The 26,925-nt window shown below is 63.0% G+C and carries 24 protein-coding genes, 1 tRNA gene and 1 riboswitch; of the genes, 4 read left to right on the top strand and 21 right to left on the bottom strand.

The genetic code is table 11. The features are described 5' to 3' along the window. Positions 1 to 24 precede the first annotated feature (24 nt). From VGM51_10750 to VGM51_10725, 6 genes are all read right to left on the bottom strand, one after another. The gene (locus VGM51_10750; GenBank protein ID HEY3413515.1) at positions 25 to 1,260 is read right to left on the bottom strand and encodes a glycosyltransferase; all 1,236 of its coding nucleotides are present in this window, start codon (positions 1,258 to 1,260) and stop codon (positions 25 to 27) included. Beyond that, positions 1,247 to 2,767 (bottom strand): oligosaccharide flippase family protein, encoded by a 1,521-nt coding sequence (locus VGM51_10745; protein HEY3413514.1) that lies wholly within the window; start codon positions 2,765 to 2,767, stop codon positions 1,247 to 1,249. The genes VGM51_10750 and VGM51_10745 overlap by 14 nt, the downstream gene beginning before the upstream one ends. Beyond that, positions 2,768 to 3,667 (bottom strand): GNAT family N-acetyltransferase, encoded by a 900-nt coding sequence (locus tag VGM51_10740; protein ID HEY3413513.1) that lies wholly within the window; start codon positions 3,665 to 3,667, stop codon positions 2,768 to 2,770. A 27-nt stretch (positions 3,668 to 3,694) separates the two neighbouring features. Then, complete coding sequence (locus VGM51_10735) at positions 3,695 to 4,825, bottom strand: DegT/DnrJ/EryC1/StrS family aminotransferase (GenBank protein ID HEY3413512.1); 1,131 nt, start codon at positions 4,823 to 4,825, stop codon at positions 3,695 to 3,697. A gap of 76 nt (positions 4,826 to 4,901) precedes the next feature. Next, positions 4,902 to 6,008: a DegT/DnrJ/EryC1/StrS family aminotransferase gene (locus tag VGM51_10730; GenBank protein ID HEY3413511.1), complete on the bottom strand. Its 1,107-nt coding sequence runs from the start codon at positions 6,006 to 6,008 to the stop codon at positions 4,902 to 4,904. Then, positions 5,998 to 7,050, bottom strand: coding sequence for a polysaccharide biosynthesis protein (locus VGM51_10725; GenBank protein ID HEY3413510.1), 1,053 nt, complete (start codon positions 7,048 to 7,050; stop codon positions 5,998 to 6,000). Before VGM51_10725 ends, VGM51_10730 begins: the two co-directional genes overlap by 11 nt. Before the next feature lie 436 nt (positions 7,051 to 7,486). Here VGM51_10725 and VGM51_10720 point away from each other — a divergent pair, with 436 nt between their 5' ends. From VGM51_10720 to VGM51_10705, 4 genes are all read left to right on the top strand, one after another. Continuing rightward, the gene (locus VGM51_10720; GenBank protein ID HEY3413509.1) at positions 7,487 to 8,071 is read left to right on the top strand and encodes an AMMECR1 domain-containing protein; all 585 of its coding nucleotides are present in this window, start codon (positions 7,487 to 7,489) and stop codon (positions 8,069 to 8,071) included. Beyond that, entirely contained in the window at positions 8,068 to 12,375 is a 4,308-nt protein-coding gene (locus tag VGM51_10715; protein HEY3413508.1) for an MG2 domain-containing protein, read from the top strand. Before VGM51_10720 ends, VGM51_10715 begins: the two co-directional genes overlap by 4 nt. Beyond that, complete coding sequence (locus VGM51_10710; protein HEY3413507.1) at positions 12,372 to 13,355, top strand: polysaccharide deacetylase family protein; 984 nt, start codon at positions 12,372 to 12,374, stop codon at positions 13,353 to 13,355. The genes VGM51_10715 and VGM51_10710 overlap by 4 nt, the downstream gene beginning before the upstream one ends. Positions 13,356 to 13,415: 60 nt before the next feature. Continuing rightward, positions 13,416 to 13,491, top strand: a tRNA-Arg gene (locus VGM51_10705). 40 nt (positions 13,492 to 13,531) lie between these two features. On the opposite strand, the gene thiO is transcribed toward VGM51_10705, so the two are convergent. The 15 genes from thiO to VGM51_10630 all read right to left on the bottom strand — a co-directional run bounded on the left by thiO (position 13,532) and on the right by VGM51_10630 (position 26,880). Further along, a complete protein-coding gene (gene thiO, locus VGM51_10700; GenBank protein ID HEY3413506.1) occupies positions 13,532 to 14,641 on the bottom strand; it encodes a glycine oxidase ThiO in 1,110 nt (369 codons plus the stop codon). Position 14,642: 1 nt separating this feature from the next. Then, complete coding sequence (gene thiS, locus VGM51_10695; GenBank protein HEY3413505.1) at positions 14,643 to 14,840, bottom strand: sulfur carrier protein ThiS; 198 nt, start codon at positions 14,838 to 14,840, stop codon at positions 14,643 to 14,645. Next, positions 14,837 to 15,538 (bottom strand): thiamine phosphate synthase, encoded by a 702-nt coding sequence (locus tag VGM51_10690; GenBank protein HEY3413504.1) that lies wholly within the window; start codon positions 15,536 to 15,538, stop codon positions 14,837 to 14,839. Before VGM51_10690 ends, thiS begins: the two co-directional genes overlap by 4 nt. After that, on the bottom strand, positions 15,535 to 16,341 hold the full coding sequence (locus VGM51_10685; GenBank protein ID HEY3413503.1) for a thiazole synthase: 807 nt from the start codon (positions 16,339 to 16,341) through the stop codon (positions 15,535 to 15,537). The genes VGM51_10690 and VGM51_10685 overlap by 4 nt, the downstream gene beginning before the upstream one ends. A 56-nt stretch (positions 16,342 to 16,397) precedes the next feature. Beyond that, positions 16,398 to 16,500: riboswitch (TPP riboswitch) on the bottom strand. Positions 16,501 to 16,621: 121 nt separating this feature from the next. Then, positions 16,622 to 17,401 carry a PEP-CTERM sorting domain-containing protein gene (locus VGM51_10680; protein HEY3413502.1) on the bottom strand — a complete coding sequence of 260 codons (780 nt, stop codon included), beginning with the start codon at positions 17,399 to 17,401 and terminating at the stop codon, positions 16,622 to 16,624. A 311-nt stretch (positions 17,402 to 17,712) separates the two neighbouring features. Continuing rightward, a complete protein-coding gene (locus VGM51_10675; GenBank protein ID HEY3413501.1) occupies positions 17,713 to 18,282 on the bottom strand; it encodes a hypothetical protein in 570 nt (189 codons plus the stop codon). Beyond that, a complete protein-coding gene (locus VGM51_10670) occupies positions 18,269 to 19,576 on the bottom strand; it encodes an ADP-ribosylglycohydrolase family protein (GenBank protein HEY3413500.1) in 1,308 nt (435 codons plus the stop codon). The genes VGM51_10675 and VGM51_10670 overlap by 14 nt, the downstream gene beginning before the upstream one ends. Positions 19,577 to 19,596: 20 nt before the next feature. Further along, positions 19,597 to 20,391, bottom strand: coding sequence for an ABC-2 family transporter protein (locus VGM51_10665; GenBank protein ID HEY3413499.1), 795 nt, complete (start codon positions 20,389 to 20,391; stop codon positions 19,597 to 19,599). Continuing rightward, a complete protein-coding gene (locus VGM51_10660; GenBank protein HEY3413498.1) occupies positions 20,392 to 21,192 on the bottom strand; it encodes an ABC-2 family transporter protein in 801 nt (266 codons plus the stop codon). A 68-nt stretch (positions 21,193 to 21,260) separates the two neighbouring features. After that, positions 21,261 to 21,773 carry an adenine phosphoribosyltransferase gene (locus VGM51_10655; protein HEY3413497.1) on the bottom strand — a complete coding sequence of 171 codons (513 nt, stop codon included), beginning with the start codon at positions 21,771 to 21,773 and terminating at the stop codon, positions 21,261 to 21,263. Position 21,774: 1 nt separating this feature from the next. Beyond that, positions 21,775 to 22,776: an S-methyl-5-thioribose-1-phosphate isomerase gene (gene mtnA, locus VGM51_10650; protein ID HEY3413496.1), complete on the bottom strand. Its 1,002-nt coding sequence runs from the start codon at positions 22,774 to 22,776 to the stop codon at positions 21,775 to 21,777. Between the two features lie 12 nt (positions 22,777 to 22,788). Next, the gene (locus VGM51_10645) at positions 22,789 to 23,622 is read right to left on the bottom strand and encodes an S-methyl-5'-thioadenosine phosphorylase (GenBank protein HEY3413495.1); all 834 of its coding nucleotides are present in this window, start codon (positions 23,620 to 23,622) and stop codon (positions 22,789 to 22,791) included. 66 nt (positions 23,623 to 23,688) lie between these two features. After that, on the bottom strand, positions 23,689 to 24,375 hold the full coding sequence (rnc, locus tag VGM51_10640) for a ribonuclease III (protein HEY3413494.1): 687 nt from the start codon (positions 24,373 to 24,375) through the stop codon (positions 23,689 to 23,691). A 17-nt stretch (positions 24,376 to 24,392) separates the two neighbouring features. Next, the gene (locus VGM51_10635) at positions 24,393 to 25,577 is read right to left on the bottom strand and encodes a pyridoxal phosphate-dependent aminotransferase (protein HEY3413493.1); all 1,185 of its coding nucleotides are present in this window, start codon (positions 25,575 to 25,577) and stop codon (positions 24,393 to 24,395) included. Between the two features lie 358 nt (positions 25,578 to 25,935). Beyond that, a complete protein-coding gene (locus VGM51_10630; protein ID HEY3413492.1) occupies positions 25,936 to 26,880 on the bottom strand; it encodes a glycosyltransferase family 2 protein in 945 nt (314 codons plus the stop codon). Positions 26,881 to 26,925: the final 45 nt, after the last annotated feature.

The following is a 26,925-nucleotide window of genomic DNA, read 5'->3' as shown; positions in this document are numbered from 1 at the left end:
CGGAGGTTTACAGACGGTAACCTGTCATTTCGCGCGACGCACACATTCGGCAAAACTCCGCCCGTTCTCCTGCAGATAGTGAGTGAGGGCGTGTGTAACCTCAACCATGTTCTCCAACCCTACGGCATTGTACACGGAGCGCCTCCCCGTGAGAATCAGAAGGCGGTTCCATGCCCGACGCGCAAACCTCACACCCGGGCCTGTCAGGTATCCCCACGCAAACTTAATCGCGGCGACGGCGGGGTTTTTCCCCGTGATCCGGATCCCTCTGAACATGTCGCGCAACACGGGCCCGGCGACACCGCGATTGGCTCCGATGCAATAGGCCGCCAGTCTGGGCAGGTTCAACTGGCTCACCAGATCGTCGCGGTCCATGGCGCGAAGGGCCGCAACCGCAGAATCAGCCCAGATCGCCTCGGCGGCGTAGATTCGGGGAACGAGTTCGCACCATTGGTACTCGCCTCTATCGCGGAAATGCGGCGCGTCTTTCAGTTCCTTTGAAGGTTTCTTGAGCAAGCCCTCGCGCACCGAGCTGCTGACGCCGCACACGCCGGGAATCGTGAGCGGATAATCGGTGACAACAACGCGTTTGCCGACGTTCGCGATCGAGAGCGCGGCAAAAACGTCCGGACTCAGGCCCGCAAGGTAGTTTCCTGTCTTCGCACGAACGGACTCGAGGCAGGAGCGGCGCACAAGGCCATGGTAAAGCTTGGGCAGCTCGAAATCCAGGTAGTACAACCCTCCGTTGCGCACCAGATTTCGCATTTCCTTTTCGATGTCCGCATCGTGAAGGTCACCGCTGAACGGGCTGATCTGAAGACACCCGGAGGTAGCTTTGGTGTAAAGCGTGGCAGGGACACCCGTGTCGGGCCAGAGGTAATGGACCACTGTCCGAACGCCCAGGGAATCAACGTTTTCCCGCTTGGCCCATTCCGCTGCCTCAAGTATCTCCGGGTTAACACCGTCATCGTCACCGATCATGCAGACATATTCGCCCGTGGCCAGTTCCAGCACCGCGTTGAAATTGTCGATCGAGGAGAAAGGCGGCGGTGTGTATCGATACCGAAATCGGGTATCCTTTACGTTTTCCTGGACATAGGCTTCCAGGTCCCGGCACTCGCTGTTATCCTGTACAACCAGTTCCAGCCTCGGATCGGGGATTTCCAGGATGCTCTGAATGGCTGAAATCGCAAATGGTATCCGGTTGCGGGTCGCGATGACGATGCTGAGCAGTGGCGAAGCGGCGCTACTCCGTTCCATATGAGACTCCAAAGGCCCGGCGGGTCCGCATCAGGACGCGGTCGCGCAGTTCGGGGACGGCAAACGCCGTCGCCGCCGTGGCCACGCCCGCCACGATGCCGATAAGGAAGAACGACATCAATCGCGAGGCTGTGTGAGGCGCCAGCCAGCGGCCAAGCAAAACGAAGGGAAAAGCGGTAATGAATGGCCGGACGACGCTCCCGAGACACCACTTGCGAAGCTCGCCAGGAACGAAGCGCTTATGCAGAAGGTACATATAAGGCGGCAAAGTACAGAGGTTCATGATCACCCAGGACATTCCCGCGCCTACGACCCCATAAGCCCTTATCAGGAAGAAGAGTAGAGGTGTGATCAGGACTACTGAGCTGACTCCAACGAGTATGTTCAGCTTGATGTTGCCGTGCGCCAGGGCAAGGTAGAATGGCACGACGGTGAGGGCCTGCATCAGCTGACCCACGAGCAACAGGGAGGCTACGAGACCCGCCCTATGGGCGGTGACCGCGGAACCCGTCCACGCGAAAACGAAATCGCCCGCGAAAAACGCGACTGTCAACCCCACCGGGAGGATCGCGACGCCTACCAGTTCACAGGTCCTGTGGTAGAGCCGCACGAGGCCGGTGTGGTCACCCATTTCGACGAGACCGGTAAGCCGCGGGAACACGGCGGAGGCTATGGGACTAGCCAGCATCAGGGGAAGCGACGCCAGCGCGCCGGCAAGCGTATAGTACCCCAGCACCTCGAGGGTCATCATCTTGCTGACCGTCAACTTGTCCGCCTGCGTGAGGAGAGTGGAAACGACCGCCATCCCGGCCATGCCCGCTGCGTAACGCCACGTGTCGTTGAACACCTGCCATTTGAACCGCGGCCGGGGTTGCGCCGGGTCCGGTGACAGGGTGCGCCAGAGGCTCAATCGAACGAGGACGCAATAGAGGGCATTGGAGATCAGCTGCCACAAAGCGAATGCGAAAATGGTCGGAGCCCAAAGCCACAGGACCAATACCGCTCCGAAGCCCCTGAATGCGCCCCAGCCGACCTGAAGGACATTCGCGCGGACCTGCTTCTGCAACCCCATCAGCCCGCCTGTATAGAGTCCGGTGGGCATCTGCAGAGCGATGGCCACCCCCATCAGGCGGATCGCGGAGGACATTTCGTGCGGCCCCAGAACCTTGGAGCGCAGCCAGTGCTCGGCGATCAGCGGAGCCAGGGCCCAACAGATCACGCCTACCGCAAACGAGATACACAGATACGTCGTCTCATACGTCCGCAGCAAGTCCCTCATCTCACCGGCAGAGTCTTCGCGCACCGTCAATCGGGCCATCTGGCGGTTGAGGGTGGCCGAAAACCCCATATCCGCAAAAGCGAACACGGCGACCAACGTGGAATAGAATCCCACAAGGCCGTATGCGTCGATTCCGAGGAATTTCAGATACAGCGGAACAAACAGGTAGACCGAGATGACGCCCCATATGCGGGCTATCACATTGGATATGATGTTCTGTCGTATCATCTATATCCAGTCAAAGTAAGGTATATGCCAGGCATCAAAATCGCTTTCACCTATAGAACCGTTTACGCTGAGCCACATTGTCTTGTGCTGCGGCTCCCACACGACGAAATCTCTCTCAGCAAGCCACTCCGAGAACGGGTCGTCCACTTGCCCGTTTACATAGACCCGGGCGAAGCGCTCGCCAACAGCCCCCCATATCCGGTCCCAGAGAGCCGGAGGCGCCACCATCTCGTACAAGTATCCAACGCCATCCTCTTCGCCGACCAGCGCATAGCCTCCGCTGCCGTCGGGGTTCATCGCGGAGAAACAAAGCACACGGGTGGCGGGAATCGGAACGGTACGGTAGTCGGCGGCATTCCTGACAACACGCTTCGGGAGGTAACGTGACCGCAAATTCTCGAGCCACGCCACATCCACGGAAACGAGAGGCTGGCACGAAACATCGGCGCCGGATGTGCACCCAGCATGGTTTGCCGCCACGCCGAAAAGACCAGAATCGTTCAGCCGCCATCCGGCCCGTTCATAGAACCCCGGCGTTCCCGTCCACAGGACGCCGAAGTCTACGCCTGAATCGTACAGGAAATGTGTTGCCGAAGACAAAAGGCGACCGCCGATTCCCGTTCCGCGGTACTGCGCATCGACCCAGACCATCCCGATCATTGCCCCGTGCCAGTTGCGCTCTGGCGCTGCCCATTCGAACGGTTTGATGGAGAGGGCCCCGCAGATAGCAGCCTCCGATATCGCTACAAGTATTCGTGGAGTGTTCTCACGGCACAGTGTGCCGGGGAACCGTTGGGCCAGGGACAGTACACGGTGCTTGCTGGTTATGAATTCCTGATCGATGCCCTCGATCACCGCGGGCAGTTCTTCGGGTCTGCACCCCCGGATTTCAGTCTTCATTGAATTGCGTATTGTTCCCGGGCCTCATCACGCCTCATCCGCAATAACGTCATGGATCCGAGCGCGGTCCTCATCTGTTACCCACCAACCGGAAGGCACACTCAGGCAACGCTTCGAGAATGAATCCACACCCGGAAGGCTATCTGGCGCACTCCCGAAGGCCGAGTAGACGTCGTTGCGCAAGTGCACTCTGGATGCCTGTACCCCATGCTGACGAAGACTCCTCATGAGACGATCGCGGTCTCGCGCAAGAAAAGTATAGACCCAGTAGGCCGACCGTGAGTCCGGCGGGCGATTCAGAACCGTAACGCCCGGAATCCCGGCGAGCCGTTCGTCAAAATACAATCCATTCGATTGGTACCGGGCGATTATCGAAGGCAGTTGGTCCATTTGCGCGAGGCCGATCGTAGCGGCCACGTGGCTCATGTAGCTGTTCCAACCCGCCACCGGGATGTCCGACGCCGGATCGATTTCGCCGTCCGCGTCGCGAAAACTCGGCTGGTGTATGCCATAGCGCTTAAGCCACCGCAGCTTTTCGCAGTCCTCTTCCCGCGCGCAGGCGATCGCGCCCCCGTCGATGGTCGTCAGGTGGCGATTGGCGTAAAACGAGAACACGGCAAAGTCCGACCCGCCCGCCCCAATCTTCTTTCCGTGGTATTCCGCTCCAAGCGCTTCGCCGGCGTCCTCGATCACAGCGACGTTGTTGGCTCGAGCGACAGCCTGGATGCCCTGCAGATCGGAGGGATTGCCCGCCCAGTGGTAGACGACGACCGCCTTTGTTCGCGGGGTAATTCTCTTTTCGAGGTCCGCCGGGTCGATGTTGCCGGTGGTCGGATCCACATCGCACCACCGGATGTTGGCGAACAGATTCCGCACAGGGCAGCTGGTTGCCAGACACACGAGCGGCGACATGATGACTTCATCGCCGGGCCGCACTCCCGCCTGAAACAGGCAGAGGGTCAGCGCTGTAGAAATATCGCCGTTAACCGTCAACCAGGGAACGCCGAGGTATCCGCGGAGCAGGTCCTCAAACTTCGCCACGTTCGGCCCGTAGGCAATCTGCCCCGACGCCAGCACCTGTGCAACGGGCTCACTAACGGTCGGCGGAATGCCAACCTGGTACAGAGGGATGTTCTTGACTGAGTTCGCCTGGATCATGCCCCACCTATACCGTCAGGAGTACCGCCCCTCGGGTGCTGCCTGCGACGCCGCAGGGACGGCCGACGGCTCCGGATCACCAGCCCCGCCTGATCGTATCAGCGATGAACTCTCTATCCTCATCGCTCACCCACCAACCGCAGGGTATGTGGAGCATGCGTGAGTAGAATGAGTCCAGGCCCGGGAGTTCGCGGCGGCTTGAGGCGAACACCGAATGCAGATCGTTACGCTTGTGAGCCTGCGAGTTTCCGATCCCGTGCTCCGTGAGATATCGCGCCAAGTCATCCCTTCGGTCCGCCAGAACCGTGTAGAACCAGTAAGAAGGTTCGGCGGCCTCGTCCCAGGTGCAGACGTCCAGGCCCGGAATCCCGCGGAGGGCTGCGTCAAAGTACCGGCCGTTGGCGATGTGGCGTTCGATTACCGGCTCGATGTGTTCCAGTTGAGCCAGTCCAATGGTGGCGTTCACATTGTTCATGTGATACTTGTAGCCAACTCTGCTGACGTCCACTTCGGTGCGCGGCGCCTGACGATCGATGCCGAACCATCGCACGGAACGCCCCTTTGGCAGGTCATCCGGATCTTTGCAGGCAAGCATTCCGCCATCCACGGTGGTCATATGCTTGATCGCTTGAAGGGAAAACATGGCGTGCTCGGAAAGGGCGCCGATGGGAAGATTGCCATAACGTGCGCCGAGCGCGTGTGCGGCATCCTCTATCACCGGCACCCCGGCCTTTTCGGAGACGCGCCGGATGCCGTGCATGGCGGCCGGGACGCCGCCATAATGAACGACCATGATCGCCCGGGTTCGCGGGGTGATCATCTCGGCAATGGATTCGCCCGTCAGGTTTCCGTTCGCCGTATCTACATCGGCCCACACGATGTTTGCGCCGGCGTGGCGAATGGCCATATTGGTCGGTTCCGCAGTCATGGGCGTCGAAATGACTTCATCGCCGGGCTGAACACCGGCAAGGATCAGCGCCGCATGGAGCGCCGCCGTTCCGCTGTAGAAGGACAATACGTTCGGGAGTCCCACGAACGCGGAAAACTGCCGTTCGAACTCGTAGACCGCTTCGCCTTCGCTGATCTGACCACTGTAGAGCACGTCGCGCAGGCGCGGCATGAGAACGTCTTCAGGGGCCAGGAACACTTTGAACAGCGGGATGGGCGCGCGGTCAGTTCTCATTTATCTCGACTCCGTGGGCGGCCTTTGCCTTGGCGCCGGGCCCAAACCACCCATCGGCCTCCAGCATGGTGCAGATCTCGTCATGGGTCAGCTGATGGGTCACCGCGGAGGAATACTCAGACACGTTCACCTTCCCGGTGGCCTGCTTCTCCTGCGATTTTGCCCAGGAGGGGATCAGGTAGTAGTCCGGTAACTCGGTGGCGCGCCACATCTCCTCCTCGGAAACCAGGACTTCGTGCATCTTCTCACCGGGACGCATGCCGATGACCTCGAGAGGATAGTCCCGCCGTCCCGTCAGGCCATAGGCCAGCGCCTGACCCAGGTCCGGTATGCGCGCCGCGGGCATCTTCTGTACCCAGAGGTCGCCGGACTCGCCTTCCACTGTCGCGCGGAAGACCAGTTGTACCGCTTCCTTCAGAGTCAACTGGAAGCGCGTCATGTCGGGATGGGTAATCGGCAGAGGTGTTCCCTTCTGAATGTAATCGAAGAACAACGGCACAACGCTGCCACGGCTGCCGAGCACATTACCGTAGCGCACACAGAGGAACCTCGTATTCCCGCCGGAATAAGTGGGGTCGAGCATGATCCGCTCCTGGATCGCCTTGGTCATCCCCATGACGTTCACCGGCTTGACCGCTTTGTCCGTGCTGATCGAGACGACCGTCTTGACGCCCGCTTCTATGGCGGCGCGACGGACGTTGTTAGCGCCGATAATGTTGGTCTCGACCGCTTCAAAGGGAGCGTATTCGCAGTTCGGGACCTGTTTCAGGGCCGCCGCGTTGAACACGATGTCGATACCCCGCATCGCATCCCGCGTTCTTTCCAGATTTCGGACGTCACCAATGTCGAATTTCAGATTCTTGCACTGCCGGTAGGACATCGCCATGTCGTACTGCTTCTTCTCGTCGCGGCTGTATATGTGAATACAATCCGGATTCAGAGGCAATAGATCTCTCAATATCTGGTGCCCGAAACTGCCGGTACCTCCAGTTACGAGTATGTTCCGACCTTCTATTGCGTCCCGCACGTCCCGATCTGTCATCTTCGTTTGCCCGTTCCTTGGCAGGTAGTGCCGCGGCCATCAATGCCCCGGTCCCGATTCACGTCCGCGGCCGTTTGGCCCGCGACCCTTTCCGTCCATCGCGGACGGCATCAACGGCGTGGAAACGCCCATCCGGAAGGCGCCGCCGCGTGGAGTGTCTGCACGCGGCGCAAGCCAATCGTGCGATCACACATATCGTTCATTATTGCCCGTCCCACTCGCGCAAGGAAACGTGTCAGGGCGTGTTTCCACGGACGGGCGGACCACCACGGAGAATGACCCTGTCGCTGCCTGGCGCATCGACGGTTCCGGCTCGGGCCGGAGGCCGGTCCGAGCAATTCCGGTCCCCGGCCCGAACTCCTCGGGTTCGGCATCACGTGACACCGAGGAGCGGCTTGCGTTTCCCTTTCTGAAACTACCACCCCGGAGTATACGCATGCCAACGACGCGAACGATTCTAGCGTGCCTCTTGCTTGGACATCCTGCCGGCGCCCGACAGCCCGCGCAGCCGCTCTGCCCGCCTGTCGGGCCTCAGCCGGCTGCCCTGATCGCGTTGGCCCGAAGCGCCGTCGTGTCCGCCGCACGCGGAACACCCCTTCCGGCCTTGAGACCGCAGGCGCCCCCTCGCCCCGTCTTTGTGACGATCGAGCGCGATGGGCGCGTGCTGGGCTGCCGTGGCAGCCTCGAAGCGCGAACCGGCTCGTTGGAGGCGGAGGTGGTGTTGGCCGCTCAAGCCGCCGCCGTGCACGATCCTCGCTACCGCCGCCTCACCCCCGCGGATACGCAGCGCTTTCTGGTAACTGTGACCATCATGGACCGTCTGGAGCCCATAAGAGACGTCTCCGGTCTCACTCCGTCGGCTGGGCTTGTGCTGCGGTCCGGTGGACGATGCGGCGTCGTTCTCCCATGGGAGGGTAAGGACCCCGCCGTGCGCCTGCGGTGGGCTTACACCAAGGCGGGAGAAACCCAGGGAGCAAGCGTCCAACTGTTTCGCATGATAGCTGAGAGGTACCGCGGATGAAACGCACCGTTCTCCTTCTGATGGCCGTCTTCTCTGCCGCCGGTTCCACGCGGGCCATTGCTCCACCCCAGATCGAAGCCTGGGTAGCGCGGGATGCCGCACCCGGGCCGAAGGTCAGGCTTACGATCAACACGCGCAACGTTCCCGTGGTACAGATTGAAGCCTTTCAAGTGCAGGGGCTGGACTGGCTTCTCAACCGCGACCGCCAGCATAAGCGCCCGCTGCCGGGCGCGGCACCGGTGAAGTCGTGGAGCGTCAGCGCGTCCACGCCGGGCCAGCGCCCCTCACCCAATCAGGCCGATGTGTACCGCAGCCGGCAGGTCAACCTGCCGCCTTTGTCGCCGGGGGTGTACCTGCTCGTGCTCAATGCTGGAGCAGCGTCAGCCTGGGCGGTGGTGAACGTCACCGACCTGGCCGTTGTGGTGAAGCGCTCGCCGCGCGCGGTGGCCGCGTGGGTGACCGACGTGAAGACGGGGTCGCCGGTTTCCGGCGCGGACGCCGGCCTCTACTGGCGGGACGGCCAGCGCCTCGGCGGAGCATCGACACGAGCCGACGGGCTGGCGCAGTTTCCGGCGCCCGCCGCGACAGATCAGGTGGTCATCATCCGGTACCACGGTGACCTGGCCGCCGTGCCGATCGGCGTCTCGGATCCGGACGGTGCGCTCACCATGCACTTCCAGACGGATCGCCCCGTTTACCGGCCGGGCCAGACTGTATTTTTCAAAGCCATCCTCCGCCGGACAAAAGGACGCGGCTATACGGCCGTGGCGGACACCACGTGCAGCGTGCAAGTGCGCGACGCGAAGGACAATCCACTCTCGGAAGAGACAATCTCCACGAACGCGGTCGGCACGCTCGACAGCCGCGTCGACATACCGGAAGCGGGGAGCATCGGGCCGTACACCATCGCAATCCGAACGGGCAAAGACACAGCGTACGGCCAATTCACGGTGGCGGCTTACCGGAAACCGGAGTTCAAGGTGACGGTGCGCCCGGAGAAGGAGCGATATCTGGCCGGAGAAACGCTTCGATTCGCGCTGCAGGCGCGCTACTACTTCGGCGCGCCTCTCCCGCAAGCCGGGATCCGTTACCAGGTGCGGCGCAGCCCAACGCCGTACGGTGCGGTTGATGAGGGCGAATCCTGGTATTCGGGAGGCGACGGCAACCTCTACCCGCACGATACCTACAATGCCCACCCATTTGTCGCCGAAGGCACCGTGACAACCGACGAGTCAGGAAATGCCGTCATCACCGTCCCAGCCCAAAAGGATCTGCCGGATTCCCGTTACGACATCAATTGCACCGTGACCGATGCGTCACGCCGTCAGGTCGAAGCATCCGCCGGCGTTCAAGTCTACGGCGCCGCGAAGCGCATCGCACTCAGCACCGACCTGCTCTTCACCTCGCTCGGCAGCAACATCCCGGTCAAGATACTCGCGGTCGATCTGGACGGCAAGCCGACCTCGGCTCACGTGACGCTGATCGTGAGCCACGCCGTCTGGGATGAGGTGGCGGGTCGTTACCAGAACCGGGAGATCGCGCGCACAACGGTAAACGTCCCCACCTCGGGGATGACAGTCGCCCGCGTCCCCGCGAGAGCCGAGGGATCCCAGACGGTTCGCGCGGTTGCGCCGGACGGCACCGGCCGGGTCGCGAACGCGGCCATGTCCGTTTGGGTTGCCTCACCGACGACGAAACCCGAGCGGATGCAGGCCGGCCCATCGGTCTCGGTTCGATTGGACCGCCGCGCATACCTACCCGGCGAGAACGTGCGCGTCTGGATTACCACGAACACTCCGGAGCGGCCCATCCTGGTAACAGCCGAAGGGCTGGAAGCGTGGCGCGTCGCGATGCTGCCCGCGGGCCGAAGCGGGCGCGCATGGGCCGTGCCGGCCCGCCTTGCGATGTCGCCGAATTTTCAGATCACCGCCTCTCAATGGACGCGAAACGGCCTGATTTCCGGCAGCGCTCTCGTCCGCGTGCCCGACAAGTCACGACACCTGTCGGTTACCGTGAAGCCGGAGCGGAACGACTACCGGCCGGGCGATCTCGCCCGCTACGTCCTGACGACGAGGGGACAAGACGGGATGCCGGTCTCCGCCGATGTCGCTGTCACGGTCGTTGATGAGGCAATCTACGCGGTACGCCCGGACACCACGCCGGATCCTTTCACACTGTTCTGGGGGCTGCGGCCAAATGCGGTCACGACCGCCTTTTCGGCGCCGGAAGAGGTGTCCGGGGGCGCGTATCAACGGGTGAATGCCACGGCACCCGTGCGCGAACGGTTCGTGGACACGGCGCTCTGGCAGCCTCACGCTGTCACGGGTCCGGACGGAACAGCGGCCTTCACAGTGGAGATCCCCGGCAATCTCACCTCCTGGCGCGCCACAGCCACGGCGGTGACCGGTGACACGCGCGTCGGGCGCGCCACATCGAGCGTGCGGGTGTCGCGTCCAGTAATGCTGAGGCTTGCCACCCCACGACAGATGGCCGCGGGTGACCGCATCACGCTTCGGGGCACCGTAAACAACCGCACGGATTCCTCCCATGTCTTCGAGGCGATGCTCTCCTCGGAGGGAGCCCGCGTGGAAGGGGAAACCATGAAGCGCGTCACGGTCCCGGCGAATGGCGAGGGCATCGTTGAGTGGACCTTGAACGCTGATACGTTGCCGGATTCCGGCCAGGCGACGCTCACCGCCCGGGCCATCGCCGCGGACGCTCCCGCCGACAAAGGAGAGGATTTCTCAGATGCCCTGCGCGTGCCGATCCGCATCGTGCCGAACGGTGTCGCCGAGCGCATCCGGCAGGGCGCAACGATGACGTCTGAATCCACATCCACGCTCACGCTGCCGTCGGATCGCATTGAGCCGGCGAGCGAGGTGAAGGTCACCGTGCGCACCGGCCTCGCCGGAGTCGTCTCCGATATGGCTCATCGGTTACTGGCCACGCGCGCGTTTGGGACTGCCGACGCGGCGGACCAACTGCTGACCGCTTCCGCGCCCGGCGTAACCGCAGACCCAAAAGTGTTCCGCGAGGCCGTTGCGCTTCTCGCGCGGAACCAGCAAGGGAACGGAGCCTGGGGCTGGTGGGAGGACGACCCCGCGGATGCGGAGATCACGGCTCACGCACTGACAGCCCTTGCCCGGGCTTCCAGCGCCGGGCTGCCCGTACCGCGCCCGATGCTGCGCCGTGGCGCGAGCGGAGGTGTCTATATGGTCGGGCAGACGGGGCTGTGGGAGCATCGCGCGCTCCTCTCGGCGGCGGTCGCTCTCGCGGAAAGCGCGCTGGCCCGTGAGCAGGCGGGGCCGTCGCCCTCGGAGCATTCAGACGGGCCGCGGCTCCTCGATGACGTGCGCCGGCGCGGTGAGTTCCTTTCGCCATACGCACGTCTTGTCCTCGACGAGGGCTGGCTGGCTGTTGGCAATCGCGCGGCTGCTCAGGACGCCATGGCGTCCGCCCTCAGCTCCGCGGCGATCGGACCGGACACGGCGTACGTCCCCGCCGGCGAACGGCTCGGCTGGGACGCCACCGAGGTCGAGACAACCGCGCAGGCGCTGACGGACATTCAGCTCCTCAAACCGGACAGCGATCTGGCCCCGAAAATGGCTCTCCGTCTCGCGACGCCGGATGAGGGAGTCTGCTGCCGTTCAACCGGCGATGACGCGGTCGCCGCGTATGCCCTCTCCACATGGCTTGCCGCCCATCCCAGCCCTGCCCGATCCGGTACGACCGCTCTTGTGGTGAACGGCCAGGGGGTGGCTGGGAGGACCGGCCTTTCGGGCGACGTCGTGACGTTTGATGTGCCGCGCCGGGTGCTGGCCGACACCAACACATTCACCCTGAAGCGGACCGGCGAAGGCGAAGCATTCACCTCCATTGAAGCGGTCGTCTACCGAACCGCCGCCGATGAGGCGGACCACGGAGTGCGTGTTCTACGCCGCCTGGAGGTACAGGACGCAAACGGTGTGTGGAACAGGGTGGCCGATAGCATCCCGGCGGCCAGCCCGGTTCGCGTTACCGTCGTTGTGTGGCCGGACGATCGGGCCGGGGCGCTTCGTGTAACGGAGCCGCTTCCGGCCGGGTTCGAGTTCGCGGACGGCGAGTACTCGGGAGTCCGGGAAGAGGTGCGAGACGGCGCGGTGATCCACGAATTGCGCGGAAACGGCCGTCCGCAGACCTTCCGCTATTACATCAGGGCCGAATCCGCGGGGCGCGTGACGGCCCCGCCGGCGGTTTCGGAAGTCCTGCGCCGGCCCGGCGTGAATGGCCATTCATCCCCGCAAACGCTCGAGGTGCGGCCGTGAAGGGCCCCCTCCTTCTACTTGCCTGCCTGGTTTCATGCGCCACAACATCTGGCGCGCCTGCGCCTGGAGACTCCATCGCGCCGTTCGCGCTGGCACGGCAGGCCGGTGGCGTGGAGGCATGGCGGCCCGGAAAGGTGACCATCATCTCGTTTTGCGCCTTCTGGTGCGATACCTGGAAGGAGCAGGGACGCCGCATCCGCGAATCGCACTCAGCGCTGGCCGGCCTGCCCGTGACATTCCTCACCATCTCCGTCGATGGGAGGTGGCCGGAGCGCGGTCTCGGGCGTCTGCCCGGCCCGGTCCTCCTCGACACGGGCCGGCAATTGAGCGCGACGCTCGGTGTCACCGCGGTGCCGTTTACACTCGTGCTCGATCCGAATGGGTGCGTCACCTTTGCCTCCCAGGGCATCGTGCGCGGCGAGGACCTACTGGCGGCGGTCCGAACGACATTGGCGGGCGCGGCCGCCGGAACCGCCCGACCGCTCTGCCTCACGTTCGACGATTTCCCTTCAGGGGATAACGACGACCGTCTGCTCGATATCCTGCGCGCCGCCGGAGTGCGCGCTACCTTTTTCTGCATCGGACGCAACGTGGAGGCCCGTCCGGAGGCGGCGAGGCGCGCGGTCGCGGAAGGCCACCTTCTTCAGGTCCACTCGTGGTCGCACAACGCGGACCACCCCGAACTGGACCGCTGCGCCCGGATCCTGCAAAACCTGGCGGGAGTGACGCCCTCGCTTTACCGTCCGCCGGGAAGCACAAAACTTCTCCGACTGAGTGGCGGATCGGAATCGGTGGAAACAGTCAACCCGTTCGACTACACCCGGCCCGGCGAAATCGAACTGAAACGCCGCATCAGTTCCGCCGCCCGGCCCGGAACGGTGCTCCTTCTGCACGCGGGGGTCTCGGAGACGCAGGATATCCTTCCGGACGTTCTTCGTGATCTGAAACGCCGTGGGATCACCTTCGGCGTATTGCGATGACGCTGTGCCGCGCGGCCGGGAAAGATACCTTGCTGAGCGTGTTATAATAGCAGTGGCGTTGCGCCCGTAGCTCAGTGGATAGAGCATCTGTCTTCGGAACAGAGGGTCGGGGGTTCGAATCCCTCCGGGCGCACCAGCCCCCCCCTCGCCCTCCCGTGCATAAGTAATCGACCGCCCTATTGGGCCAGGCGTGACACCAGGAACGGTTCCAGGGCCGCGGACACCGCGTTACTGGCCATGGATTCGGCGACCAGCCGGCTCGTGTACGGACCAAGCAAAACGCCGTTCCGGTAGTGCCCCGTCGCGAGCCACACGTTATCCCATCCGGGCGCCGGGCCGAGGATCGGCATAGCGTCCGGGCTGCCCGGGCGCAGGCCCGCCCAGGTCTCGTCGAGTTCCGCGTCTGCCACGCGTGGGACCAACCGCTTCCCGCCGTTCAGGACCTGCTGGATACCTTCAACGGTCGTGTGCGGCGCGTATCCCGCTTCCTCCTGCGTAGCGCCCACAAGCAGCCTTCCGTCCGGCCACGGCACGGCGTACCCACCATACGAATAGAGGACGTGCCGTACGGGAATGGACAATCCCTTGATGGCGGCGATCTGCCCGCGCACGGGGAAAACGGGAATACTGGTGTTCAACGGCCCGGCAAAACGGGATGACCACGCGCCGGCGGCGATGACCACGCGATCGGCGTCGATGCTGCCGTCCAGTGTCCTGACCGTCGTCACGGACCTGCCGGATGTTTCGAGCGCCATAACTTCCGCATCCTCGCGGAACTCGGCGCCCAGCAGGCCCGCTGCGTGGCGGTATGACTGGACCAACTGGCGGGGAAGAACCTGGCCCTCTTCGGGCGAGAGTATCGCGCTGACCACGCCCTCTCCGAGCGCTGGCTCCTCTTCGCGCGCCTGCGCCCCGTCCAGTCGCTTGTGCGGCAGGCCGGCCAGTTCATACATCGGAAGCGCCAACGCGAACTTTGCTTCGTCCTCTTCGCTGAATGCGACCCTCAGGATGCTTCGCAGGAAATAGCCGGTCGACACGCCAGAAGCCGCCTCGACCTCGCGTACCGCGGTCGGGTAATCACGCAGTGCGGCCACCACAACGTCCAGGAACGCGCCGGGGCGCTTGGCCTCGGCGATAGGCGCCAGCATCCCGGCGGAAGCGCCCGTCGCCTGCTCGCCGATACGTCCGCGCTCCAGGAGTATGACGGATGCACCCTGCTTCGCCAGATAGTAGGCTGTCGCACAGCCGATGATTCCACCGCCGATAATCGCTACGTCACGCTTCAAATCAACCTCCCGCGACCATGTGCGCCATCTGCAGGATGTCGCCTTCTTTCAGCGAGACATCGTCCCAATGCGCCCGCTGAAGTATCTCCCCGTTCAGTTCCACCACGATGAGCCGCGGTTCGAAACCGCGCTCACGAAGGAATCCTTCGATGCTTGTTTGTTCCGAAACGTAAGGCTTGTCGTTAACCGTGATTGTCATACCGCCTCCCTCATCGCTTTCAGAATCCCGGCGACCGCTACGGCCGGGTCCGGCGCCAGCAAAACGCTGCGTATCACCGCCGCCCCAGCCGCTCCCGCACGGATGCAGTCTCCTGCGTTGGATTCGTCGATGCCGCCGATGGCGATCACGGGCAGCGGTTTGCCGGTATTGCGCCGGTTTCGCATCCCGCTGCCCTGGATGTCGGCGTCCCACTCCGCTCCCCAATCTTCGGTATGTAAGCAAGCGTGACGCAATCCCGCCAAACCAGTGACCGGGCCACCGGCGTGCGACTCCGTGGGGAACACGCTCCCGAAGGTCACGTAGTCCAGCCCCGGCGCGTGAGGGTGATTAACCTCCGGCTCCACCTCTCCGGGGTGCACGGAACGCCCGATCAAGACCTTGAATCCCAGCAGCATCCGGGCATCCGCAAGCCATTCGACGCCCGCGGGCATATGGAATCCGTCTGCGTTTGCCTCGTGGGCCGCCATCAGGTCGTAGTTCACCGACACGGTCACGTCCGGGTGGCTCTCCTTCATGCGGCGGACCCATCGGACGGCTTTCTGGCGCTCAGCGGACCTGTCCCGGAACTGCACCCATCGGGCGCCTCCGGCGATGGCCGCTTCCACACGCGCATCAAGGTCCGGTATGCCCGGATCTGTAAGCACGATCAGGATGGGGCCTTCCGGGAGGCGGCTCATTTGACGTTGATGAGACCTTCCGTCGGACTGCTTGCGCTCGCGAACGGGAGCACCGGCATCCGGCCCGCGAAGTGCGCCATCCGGCCGGCCTCGATCCCCATCGCGATCGCCTTGGCCATGGTTGCCGGGTCCCCTGCCCGCGCGACGGCAGTGTTGACGAGACACGCGTCGGCCCCGAGTTCCATCGCGAAGGCCGCGTCGCTCGGGCACCCGATTCCTGCGTCTACAACCACGGGCACCGTCGCGTTCTCAATGATGATCTGTATCTGGCGCCACGTCACAAGCCCCTGCCCGCTGCCGATCGGCGACGCGAGCGGCATCACGGTGTGGGTACCCATGTCCTGCAAGCGCTGAGCGAGGATCGGGTCTGCGTTTATGTAAGGGAGAACGGTGAACCCCTCCTTCAACAGGATCTCGCAGGCTTCCAGTGTACCAACGGGGTCCGGCAACAGGTACTTGGGATCGGGTATCACCTCGACCTTAACCCAGTCGCTGAGCCCCATCGCCCGGGCCATCCGGGCCGTCTTCACCGCTTCCTCCGCGGTCTTCGATCCGGCCGTGTTGGGCAGGATTCGGTATTTCTTCCAGTCGATGAAATCCAGAAGCGTTTTCTTCGAGGGATCGTCGAGGTCGAGGCGGCGGAGCGCCACGGTAATCAGCTCGCTGCCTGAGGCTTCCAGCGCGGCGTTCATATCCTCGTTGGTCCGGTATTTTCCGGTGCCAAGGAACAGGCGGGAGTTAAGCGTCACGCCGTTGATTACCAGCGGCGCCGCTGCGTCATTTCGTGCGGATGTCTCGGACATCGTGTTCTCCAAAATGCGAATTGGGCCCGCCCGAGAGAGGCGCGGCCCTTCAATGATTTGGAGAACTGGCGCTTCCCTACGCCGGCATGACCCGGATCAGGTGCAAAGGGTCGCCCTTACGGGCTCTCAGTCCGCCATAGGACTCCCCCAGCGTTGAAACCATGGTAGCAGGTATCGGCATCCCGCATCCAGCGAGGGGCGCGACGACGGCGCGCCAAAAAAGCACGTGAGGAGCCCGGATGGGCTCCCCACTGCCTGTGCTTCTCTCAGAAGAAGAGACCTATGCGCGTTTGCGGCGAATCACGAGGCCCGCCAGGGGCGCGATGGTGCCGAGAAGGGCCAGTGTGCCGGGTTCCGGAACGGCGGCACTGTGCGGAGTGCCGCGGAGGCGGAGGTACAGGCTCGCGTTATGGACGCCGTCACCGAAGGATGTAGGCGCCGTGGGCGCATCGTACAGGCCGTCATAGCTGTCGTCCGTATACATAAGGTCTGCACTTGACCCGACCGTGGCGTCGTTCACGCCGGAGGGGGCGGCGTTGCCGGCCGCGATGAACGGATTCACAACGTCCGTAATGTCGTTGACCGAAGTGCCGTCGGGCGTGACGAAGAGTTCTTCAATCGCAAAATCCTGCGTCGGGATCGTGAAGCTGGCGGCTACCGACCAAGCATTGAGCTGAGCGTTCGTCGCGGGGGCCGAAACTGCGCGGAACGGGATACGGTACGTGGCAATCAGATTCGCCGCGCTTTTTGCGCTGGTAAACGGCGTACCCAGCGGTTTACCGATGTAAAAGCTGATCAGGGCGTCGAAATCCACCTTTACCGCGCTGCCATCGGGCGCCAGCCCGAGAGGCGACAGGGAGGTGCCAAAGGTGAAGCTGGTGATGTCGGCGCCGGGTGAATTGAGGTGTCCGTCATCAAGGGCTGCCAGCGCGGTGGGGGCAGTGTAGTTGAAGACATAGTAGCTGCCGCGGGTGTTCTGATAAACCGCCGGGTCGACGGCGCGGGCCGCAACCGCGACCGTGACGGCGCATGCGAGGACAATGGCTAGTTTCTTTAGCATTGGACCGAATACTCCTTTCAATGGGAACGAGTAGTCGCCGTGCGTGGGCCACGGCGCCAATAAGTCAAAACGCCGCAAGAAACGCGCCATGTTTGACCGCTTCGGCGGCTGCACATTCATTCCCAGCCAAATTGTTGCCTGATGAGAGCATTTGCCGCTGCTCAGAGCACAAATCCCGGGCGATCTCAGCGTCCATCCGCCTCATGCCCGTCGGAGTCACCGGCCCGCCTCGTGCCGAGTCGGTTCGCATCGAGCGGAGCGCGTTGCCAAAACTGCCGCGGTGCGTCACGCGATCGCGATCTGCCGCGGTATTATGTCAGGCTGGCGCCGATCCGCCTCGCCGGAGGAAACCCGTCGTGCTCGGTGCCGCACACGATCCACCGTTCGCCTTCGCGGTCACCGGCCAGGAGCCAGATCTCCCCGCCCCGGCACCCGGCGTCCAGTATGGTTTGATCCCGGTCAAAAGAAGCCGCGACCATTTCCTGCCCCGACCTCGGCCCCATCCGGCAGACGCGGCAAGCGAACGCCGCGCCCGGCGACCCATCTCTCCAGAAGACCCAGATGTTGTTGAACTCGTCCGCGCGGATGAGCGGTTCCACACCTCTCTCAGCGGACACCTGAAGCGACGGGCCCCATCGGCCCTCGACGGCCCGTCTCACGGCGATGCAGCCGTTCTCCTCCGAAACGAAGACAACCCACGGAGTTCCATCGGTGTCCAGCGTCACATCCCAGCCCCCGCGCGATGAGCCGATGGATTCAGCCTCCCCGCCTCGTCCGGTCGATGCGCACAAACGGGCGGTCAGACCTCCGTCGGCCTCGGCGGACACTACCCAGCAGGCCTTGTCCAGCCGCGGCAATATCCGTGAATCAGTCGCCCGCATCGAGAACCCTCTTGTACTGGGCAAGCGTCCGGGACGCGAGATCGGTTATGAGGCTGTTATCGAACCCGATCACAAAGGAGCGAACCGTGTTGTTGAACGGCGCCGTCCACTGCTGAGGTATGGCCCCGGCGCCAAGCATCGCCCCCAGAACGCTGCCCGCGGTGGCGCCGTTGCAGTCGGTATCCTGGCCGCACCGGACGGCGATCGCGATCGTGCGCCCGAAGTCCTTCCGCCCATAGAGAAGGCCCACCATCACCCACAGCGCATTGTTGATCGTATGGACCCAGTTCAGATGGCCATACTCCCGCATCGCCCGTTCCCAGCACGCTTTCCAGTCCGGGTATTCCTCGCTCCAGGCAAGGAGTTTGCGTCCCGCGTCGGCGAGGCGGCATCCCGCGGGAATCTCGCTGAGACCGATCTCAATCGCCTCACGGGGTTCCGCGACGCTGAACGCCGCGGCGATCATAGCCGCGCTCCACATTTCGCCGTATATGCCGTTGCGCGTGTGGCTGATGCAGGCATCGCGAAACGCCATGTCGGCCGCCTGCTCCGGCCGCCCTGCGTTCACGTAACCGAAAGCGTCGGCCCGGATCTGCGCGCCGATCCACTCCCGGTATGGGTTTTCGTGCGTCGCCGAGTGCGGCGGGCGGAGATCATTCACCAGGTTCTTGTACGCGATGCGTTCCGCCGTGTAGATCTGAGCGTAGGGCAACAGCAGCAACCACTCGTCGGCGACGTTGTCCGAAGTGAACCTGGGGCCGTACTTCTCGAGATAGTGCAGGCCAAGGATGGTGTAGTCGATGTCGTCGTCGCGGACGGCGTGCGTAATTCCGCCGGCAACGGAGCGCTCGATTCGTTCGGACCGCAGCCACGCTTCGTCCGCCCAATCGGGCAGCGAGGCAAGGCGGGGGAAGAAGCCCGTAAGGTCATCCCGCCCGGCGGCGGCAAGGTAGCGGTCGATGTAGTCCCTAGGCTTTCCCTCAACGACGGCTCCGAGAATACATCCGGCGATCCGGCCCTGCCACGCGCCCAGAATCTTGTCCGCGAGCGCTGACGAATCGACCGGGAGGCGTCGAGGCCCTTCCGGGCGCAGAGCGCGGATCGCTTCAAGGGTGGAAGGCTCGGTGGCGTTCCCGGCAGGCTCGGCCTCAGCGTAGAGGCGTTGGTAAAAGGCTCTCCACGTCTCCGCATCAGCGCCGTCACTGACGAGGCGCTGATGCTCCTCGGCCCAGGCGGTCATATCGGCGCCTTCGTCGCGCCGCTGGTTTATCTCTTCGCGTGTATGTTCGATCATGGGGGTCAGAATTCAGGAAATCAGCTGCTGGCGCTTGTGTAAAACCTCGTCGCGAAGCTCCAGAAGAGCGAACTCAAAACGAGCAGAGTAATGGACATGGCCACGCCGACGACGAACAGGAGCGGCGTTAGCAGAGACATAAGGGCCTGCGCAGGAACGTGAGCGATGAAAATCAGCGGCACGACGAAGGTCAGTATCTGGGTCGCCCGCACTCCAAATATGTTGATGGGAACGCGCGCGACCTGGAACACGGTTTCGCCGAGAGTCCAGAGATTATCAACGCGAACGAACCAGAAGGCCGTCGCCATCAGCATGAGATAAATGCCGTAGAAGATGCAGATGGCGCAGGCGAGCATGCAAACGTAAGCCAGCAGGCTTGATCCGGTGATCCGGATATGGTCCATCCTCGCGCCGTACACAATCATCGCAATGGCGGCCAGCGCGCTCCCGATCTCGCCGAAATTCATATAGCGAAGCGACACGAAGAACTGGCTGTTGACCGGCTTGACCAGGACGAAATCAAATGTGCCCATTCGGACGAGGTTGGGCAGTTCGGCCAGGTTGCGGGAGAACGCGATGTCTACGATGCTGCGTGTCAGGACGTAAGTTCCCAGCAGCACGACTCCCTGCCCCTGCGTCCAGCCCCCGACGGATTTCGTGTTCGCGTAGATGATCTTCATAAAGACCAGGTACGCCGATACCCAGATCACGTTGGCGAAGACGCCCATCCAGAAGTTGCCCCGGAACTCCATTTCCTTCACGAGGCACGTCCTGACGAATACCGCAAGCAGGCGTATGACGCGTCGGGCTGACATTTACATGCCTGCTCCCGCGTATTGACGCGTACCCCGTGCCCACCCGATGCGCCCGAGGACGAACAGGACCACAAGCCATATCACCTGTCCCTGAATCCCGTTCCAGAAGAACGCTCCTTCCGCTCGTCCGTTCAATACCTCAAGGGGAAAGGACAGCGTATATCGAAATGGGGTGAGGGCGGCGATGATCTTGAGCAGGCGCGGCAGCATAGCGAATGGCGCCATTGCGCCGCTGAAGATGGACAGGCAGACGTAATAGGTGATGAACAGCGACTGATTCTCAACGAAGAAGAAGCCCATCGTTCCAAGCGCCCACGCGAGGACGAACGCGACGAGATGCCCCAGGCCCAGAGCCAGCCAGAATCCCCCGCCGACGTGGAGAGTTGCGAAGGCCGAGGCGCCCATGTACTTGTGGAAGACGAGCAGCCACAGAAGCAGAAACGGCGTGAACAACACGCATCGCATCACGCGGTAGGCGGCGTTGCCCAAAAACTGGTACCGCATATAACTGAACGGGTACAGGAGAAACTTGGAGAGCTGCCCGTCCTTGATGTCCCGGCTCATTTCCCAATGGATGTGCGAAACGATGAAATTGCTGAGGAACGTCATCGTGAGGTAGTACATCACAAACTGGGCGTGGCCGAACCCGCTTATGTTCGAGCGGCCATTGAAGCCGGCGAACCACACGAACGGCATGATCATCGCGGGAACCAGGTCAACCAGCATCCAGAGCGTCACCTGGCTGCGGTACGCCATGCTGTCCTGAATGAACACCCCAAGTATCGTCCAGTACTTCATCATCGTTGGCGGCGAACGGGCGCGGATGGATGCGGGTCACGGGCCTTCCGTCAGAACCGCGGAGGGCTATGTCAGTACTGAATGAGCGACTCGACCTTGTAGCCTTGCAGCCGGTCGCGGCCCCGCAGATCCGAAAGCTCGATCAGGAAGACCACGCCCGCCACGACACCGCCAAGCTTTTCGATCAGTCTGGCTGCGGCTGCCGCCGTCCCGCCGGTGGCGAGCAGGTCGTCAACGATGACGCATTTCTCACCGGGGGCAATCGCATCCTCGTGGATCTCCACGGTCGCCGACCCATATTCCAGGTCGTAACAGCACTGAACCGTTTTGTACGGCAGTTTGCCGGCCTTGCGCACCGGGACCATTCCGAGGCGGCACTCCAGAGCCACCGCGGCGCCGAACACGAATCCGCGGCTTTCGATGCCGACGATCACTTCGGCTCCCATGTCCTCCGCGTGATCCGCCATCTCGCTGACAACTTCGCGCAGGGCGCGCGCGTCGGCCAGAACGGGGGTTATGTCCCGGAACAGAATGCCTTCCTGCGGGAAATCCGGGATCGTACGCATGAGTTTCTCAGCCAGCATTTCAGTCACCTCGAGAAAAGTCATAGGGCGCCGTGAAGACTCCCCGTTCGGTTATGATAGCCGATACAAGCGCGGCGGGCGTTACATCAAACGCCGGATTGAACGCTTTGACACCCCTCGGCCCGACGCGAACGCCGTCGATATGGGTAATCTCTTCCGCTCCGCGCTCCTCAATCGGTATATCGCCGCCGGACGCAATGCGCCTGTCTACCGTCGAGAACGGCGCTGCAACGTAGAATGGAATCTTGTGGTGGCGCGCAAGGACTGCCACGTTGTACGTGCCGATCTTATTCGCTACATCCCCGTTTGCCGCAATCCGGTCGGATCCGACGATAACGGCGTTGATTCGGCCGGCGCGCATGAGAGAACCGGAAGCGTTGTCGGGGATCACCGTTACGTCAATGCCGTCCCGCATCAGTTCCCACGCCGTCAATCGCAGGCCCTGAAGCCTCGGCCGCGTCTCGTCCGCGAATACCGCGATCCGCTTCCCCCGCTCTACCGCCGCACGGATGACGCCGAGGGCGGTTCCATAATCCGCCGTGGCGAGCGCCCCGGCGTTGCAGTGCGTAAGCACGCAGTCGCCGTCTGCGAGCAGTTCTGCGCCGTGGCGCCCTATCTCCCGGCACATCGCCTCGTCCTCGTCACGGATGGACTGCGCCTCGGCGAGCAGGGCTTCCCGTCGGCCGTGAATCGGCGACGCCAACGCAACGGCTCGCATGCGATCGACCGCCCAGAAGAGGTTCACGGCGGTGGGCCTGGTGGCCGCGAACGCCGCGCAAACTTCCTCGAAATCGGCTTCGAAATGGTCATCCTCTATGCCGCGGGCAGCCAGCGCGATCCCGAACGCCGCGGCGACTCCGATCGCCGGGGCCCCACGCACGGTCATGATGCGTATGGCGTCCGTCACATCCCGCCAGTCGGCAAACGCCAGGTAGCGCTCTTCGAGGGGAAGAGCGTTTTGATCCAGCATCCAGACCTGGTTGTCACGCCAGTACACTGTCATCGGGATCGCTGCCTACCGGCCGTTCATCACGGCCCAGTCGGCTTCCTTCGCGCATTGGCAGGCGCCGTCCACAGCGGCGGGAAGGCGCTCGAGCATCGCCACGATGAGAGCCTGAACGCGATGGTTGTTGTCCGCCATCGTCTTGAGGACGGCCTCCACCGAGACCGCCTCACCGGTTTCGGCGACCAGTCCGGCGTCATAGTCCGTCACAAGGGCGATCCCCGAGTAGCAGATTCCCAGTTCCTTGGCCAGAATCGCCTCGGGATACTGCGTCATGCCAACGACACTCCAACCGTTGCCGGTGTACCACGCGCTTTCAGCTTTCGTGCTGAAGCGCGGCCCCTGGATGATGACGGCCGTACCGTTCTCGTGGACCGCAATGCCGAGTTCCTGAGCCGTCGCCAGCGCAATGGCGCGCATACGCTGGCAATACGGATCGGCGGCGGAGATGTGGTGTGTGATCGGGCCGTTGAAGAATGTGTCCGCGCGCTGGGTTGTTCGGTCGAATATCTGGTCCAGAACCACGAAATCCCCGGGGTGGATATGCTTCTGAAGGCTGCCGACCGCACACGGGGCGATGATCTGTCTCACCCCGAGGGAATGGAGCGCCCACACATTGGCGCGATAGTTCACCGCGTGCGCAGGATGTGTGTGGCCGCGCCCATGGCGCGGCAGGAAAGCCACCCGATGGTTCCCGACCGAGGCGATCGCGACAAGGTCGCTCGGAGCGCCGTAAGGCGTATCAACGATGACCTCGCGCACGTCGGGAAGGAAATCGTAGAACCCCGAGCCTCCAAAGACGCCAATGCTGGCGGATGGCGGAGCGTATGTAGTTGATGCGGGCATTCGCGATTCAGTCTCCTTTCACAGCCGATAACGGTGACAGTTCGGGTATGGTTTGGGCGGGGCAGATCACTCGTCGAGCGGAACGTCTGCCGCGCGCGCCGCGGCTTCGGCGGCATTCTGCTCGGCTTCCTTCTTGGAGCGGCCGGTGCCCTCTCCCGCGCACATGCTTCCGACAATCACCTGGGCGCGAAACTCCTTGCTGTGCTCCGGGCCCATCTCTTCGACGATCCGATATGTTGGCGTTTCCTTATGTACTTCCTGCGCCCACTCCTGGAACACCGATTTGAAATCACGTTCCTTTACCGACTCAATGAGAGGGAGCAGCGTATCGGCGACAAAGGCGCGAGCCGCGTCGATTCCGCCGCCGAGATAGATAGCCGCCGCAACCGCTTCATACGCGTCCGAGAGGATCGACGGCCGGTCCCGCCCGCCCGTCTGCTCTTCACCGCGCGACATCTGGATAGCCTCGCCGAGGTTGATCCGCCGCGCCGCCTGCGTGAGCGTCGGTTCGGAAACGCTGAGCGCGCGCCGCCGGGTGAGTATCCCCTCGCTGGACGCGGGCTCGGAGGTGTACAGATAATCGCTCACCAACAGTTCGAGCACGGCGTCGCCGAGAAACTCAAGCCGTTCGTTGTTCGGTCCGGCATCCTCACGACTACGGTGCGTGAGGGCCTGCCGGAGCAGGCCCTCGGGAACCCCGTAAGGCGCGAGGAGCACCTGGAGGCGTGATGTATGCGATTTGCGGCCGGCCATGGTTGTCGTCCGATCGATCAGGCCAGGTCAGCCGCCGCAAGAGCGAAACGATCGAGCCCCTCGCGGATGTTGTCCATACTCGTTGCGTAGCTCAGGCGGATACACGTGTCCGCCCCGAATCCGGCGCCCGGAATGACTCCCAGGCCGTACTTTTCCAGGAGGACTGCGGCCAGGTCGTCGGAGCCCTTGATTTCGCCTTTCAGCCAGCCGGACATATCCGGGAACGCGTAGAACGCTCCGCCGGGGAGGTTGCATGAAACGCCCTTCAGGCTGTTCAGGCCCATCACCAGCACGTCGCGCCGCTTGAGGAACGCCTGGCGCATCTCTTCCACAACCCCCTGCGGGCCGGTAAGCGCCGCCACAGCGCCTCGCTGGGCGAAGGACGTGGGGTTGGAAGTACTCTGGTCCTGAATGCGCGTCATGGCGGCGATCACGTCGGCCGGTCCGGCGGTATAGCCGATGCGCCAGCCCGTCATCGAGTAGGCTTTAGAGCAGCCGTTCATGGTCAACGTGCGGGCTTTGATGTCCTCACCGAAAGAGGCGATGCTGACGGCGGTTTCCCCATAGGTCAGACGCTCGTACATCTCGTCGCTGATGACCCAGAAGCCCTTCTCCACCGCCAGCGCGGCGATCTTCTTCAATTCGGAGGCGTCATACACGGCGCCGGTGGGGTTGCTGGGAGAGTTCAGCACAAGGACCTTGGTCTTCGGCGTCACGGCGGCGGCGACAGCCTCCGCAGTGAGCTTGAAGCCATCCTTCGCGTGAGTCTGGACGAAGACGGGCTTGCCCTGAGCGAAAACCACCTGCTCCGGATAAGTCACCCAGTATGGCGCCGGGATGATGGCCTCATCGCCGGGATCGAGCAGCGCCAGGAACGCGTTGAAAAGGCTGTGCTTGCCACCCACGGAAACGAGAACGTTTTTGTTCTCGTACTCCAGGCCATTATCGCGCTTCAGTTTTGAGCACACCGCTGCCTTCAGCGGGACGATGCCGCCGGTGGGCGTGTATTTGGTGAATCCTTCGCCGAGAGCGTCGATGGCGGCCTGTTTGATGTGGGGTGCCGTGTCGAAGTCCGGCTCGCCGGCGGTGAAAGCGATGATGTCCTTGCCTTCCGCCTGCAGCGCTTTGATCTTAGCCGTAAGGGACAGCGTAGGGGACGGGTTGACGCGCCTGGCGCGCTCACTGATCACTTGTCCAGACATTCTGTTCACTCCCTGAATAGACTACTTCTTCCCGAAGAGGCCCTTCTTCTTGGCCGGAACCGCGCCGACCGCCTCCGGAGTCGGCTCCATGGTCACTCCGCCGTTACCCGCCAAAAGCATGGGTTTCACCTTCGCGGCGATGGCCCCCGTGAGGGGTGCGAAGCAATCCCAACAGGCGGCTCGGTTGGCTTCATTGTTTGCGCCGCAGCGCGGGCATGTGGTCATAAGTGTGGTAGGCAAGGACTCGACAGCCCTTGCATCTCCTTCCGGTAAACAGCATTCGATACGTGATTATGCTGAACCGGATGGGGTGGATTGTCAAGGCGAGGTGGCGCGGAGGATGGAGGAAGCGACCCGATCAGTCCGACGAGAACGGAACGCCGGGGTGTTCAGGCGAGCGCCAGAGGGCGCGGAAGGCCTCGCCCTGCTGCCTGCGCAACTCATGGGCGGAGAAACCCCAGGCGGCGAAGTGGCGCAGTCGCCGGCGCGAGGTTAGGTAGTGGAGAACCAATCCCAGCCGTCCCTTGTGTTTCCGCACAAAATAGAAGCCATCCGGAATCTCCCACGGCCTGGTCTTCCATTGGAGGCGGCTCTGCTGATCCCAGTGGCGAGCGGTGGCGAGCGGGGTCACGGCGAGCCGCCACCCGGCCTGCCGCATACGGATGGTCAGGTCCGTTTCCTCGTATCCGCAGAAGAATGACGGATCGAACCGGCCAACGGCCTCAAGCGCGGAACGCCGGACCATCAGAGCCGCGCCCTCCAGGAGTTTGCGCGGATACGGGCCGCCCGATGAGGCCGAATGCGCGAGATAATCCGCTGCGGCGCGTTCCCAGTAATCGCGCAGCGCGCTTGAATGTGGGAAGCGCCACATCAGCGTTCGCTGAACGCGCAGTCTGATCGCCAGCCAGCGCGGCGCCCGACCCACGAAATGCGTCGGCGCACCGTCCGCGGTGAGGAGTTTCGGCATGATGGCGCCCAGTTTTGGGTCGGCTTCCATCACGCGGATCATGGCAGCCAGTGACCCTTCATCCAGCGTGGCGTCCGGGTTGAAGAGGAACACGTACGGGTGGTCGAGGTGCGGAAAGACGATGTTGCACGCTCGGGCGAATCCATCGTTACCGGGATTGCGGATCAAATTGACCCAGGGGTAGTCCCTGGCGACGAGGTCCGCGGATCCATCGGAGGAGTCATTATCAACGACCCATACGTCTCCACCGCAGGCTTCGACCTGGGGCTTGATGCTGTCCAGGCAGTGGCCGAGGAGGTCGCGGGTATTCCATGAGACGAGGACGACGGATACCATAGGGAGAGCTGAGACGTCAGGGCTGAGGACCGGGGCCAGATTGTC

The sequence above is a fragment of the Armatimonadota bacterium genome, assembly GCA_036504095.1.
Lineage (GTDB): Bacteria > Armatimonadota > DTGP01 > JAKQQT01 > JAKQQT01 > DASXUL01.
This window is presented reverse-complemented; position numbering and strand designations above follow the sequence as displayed.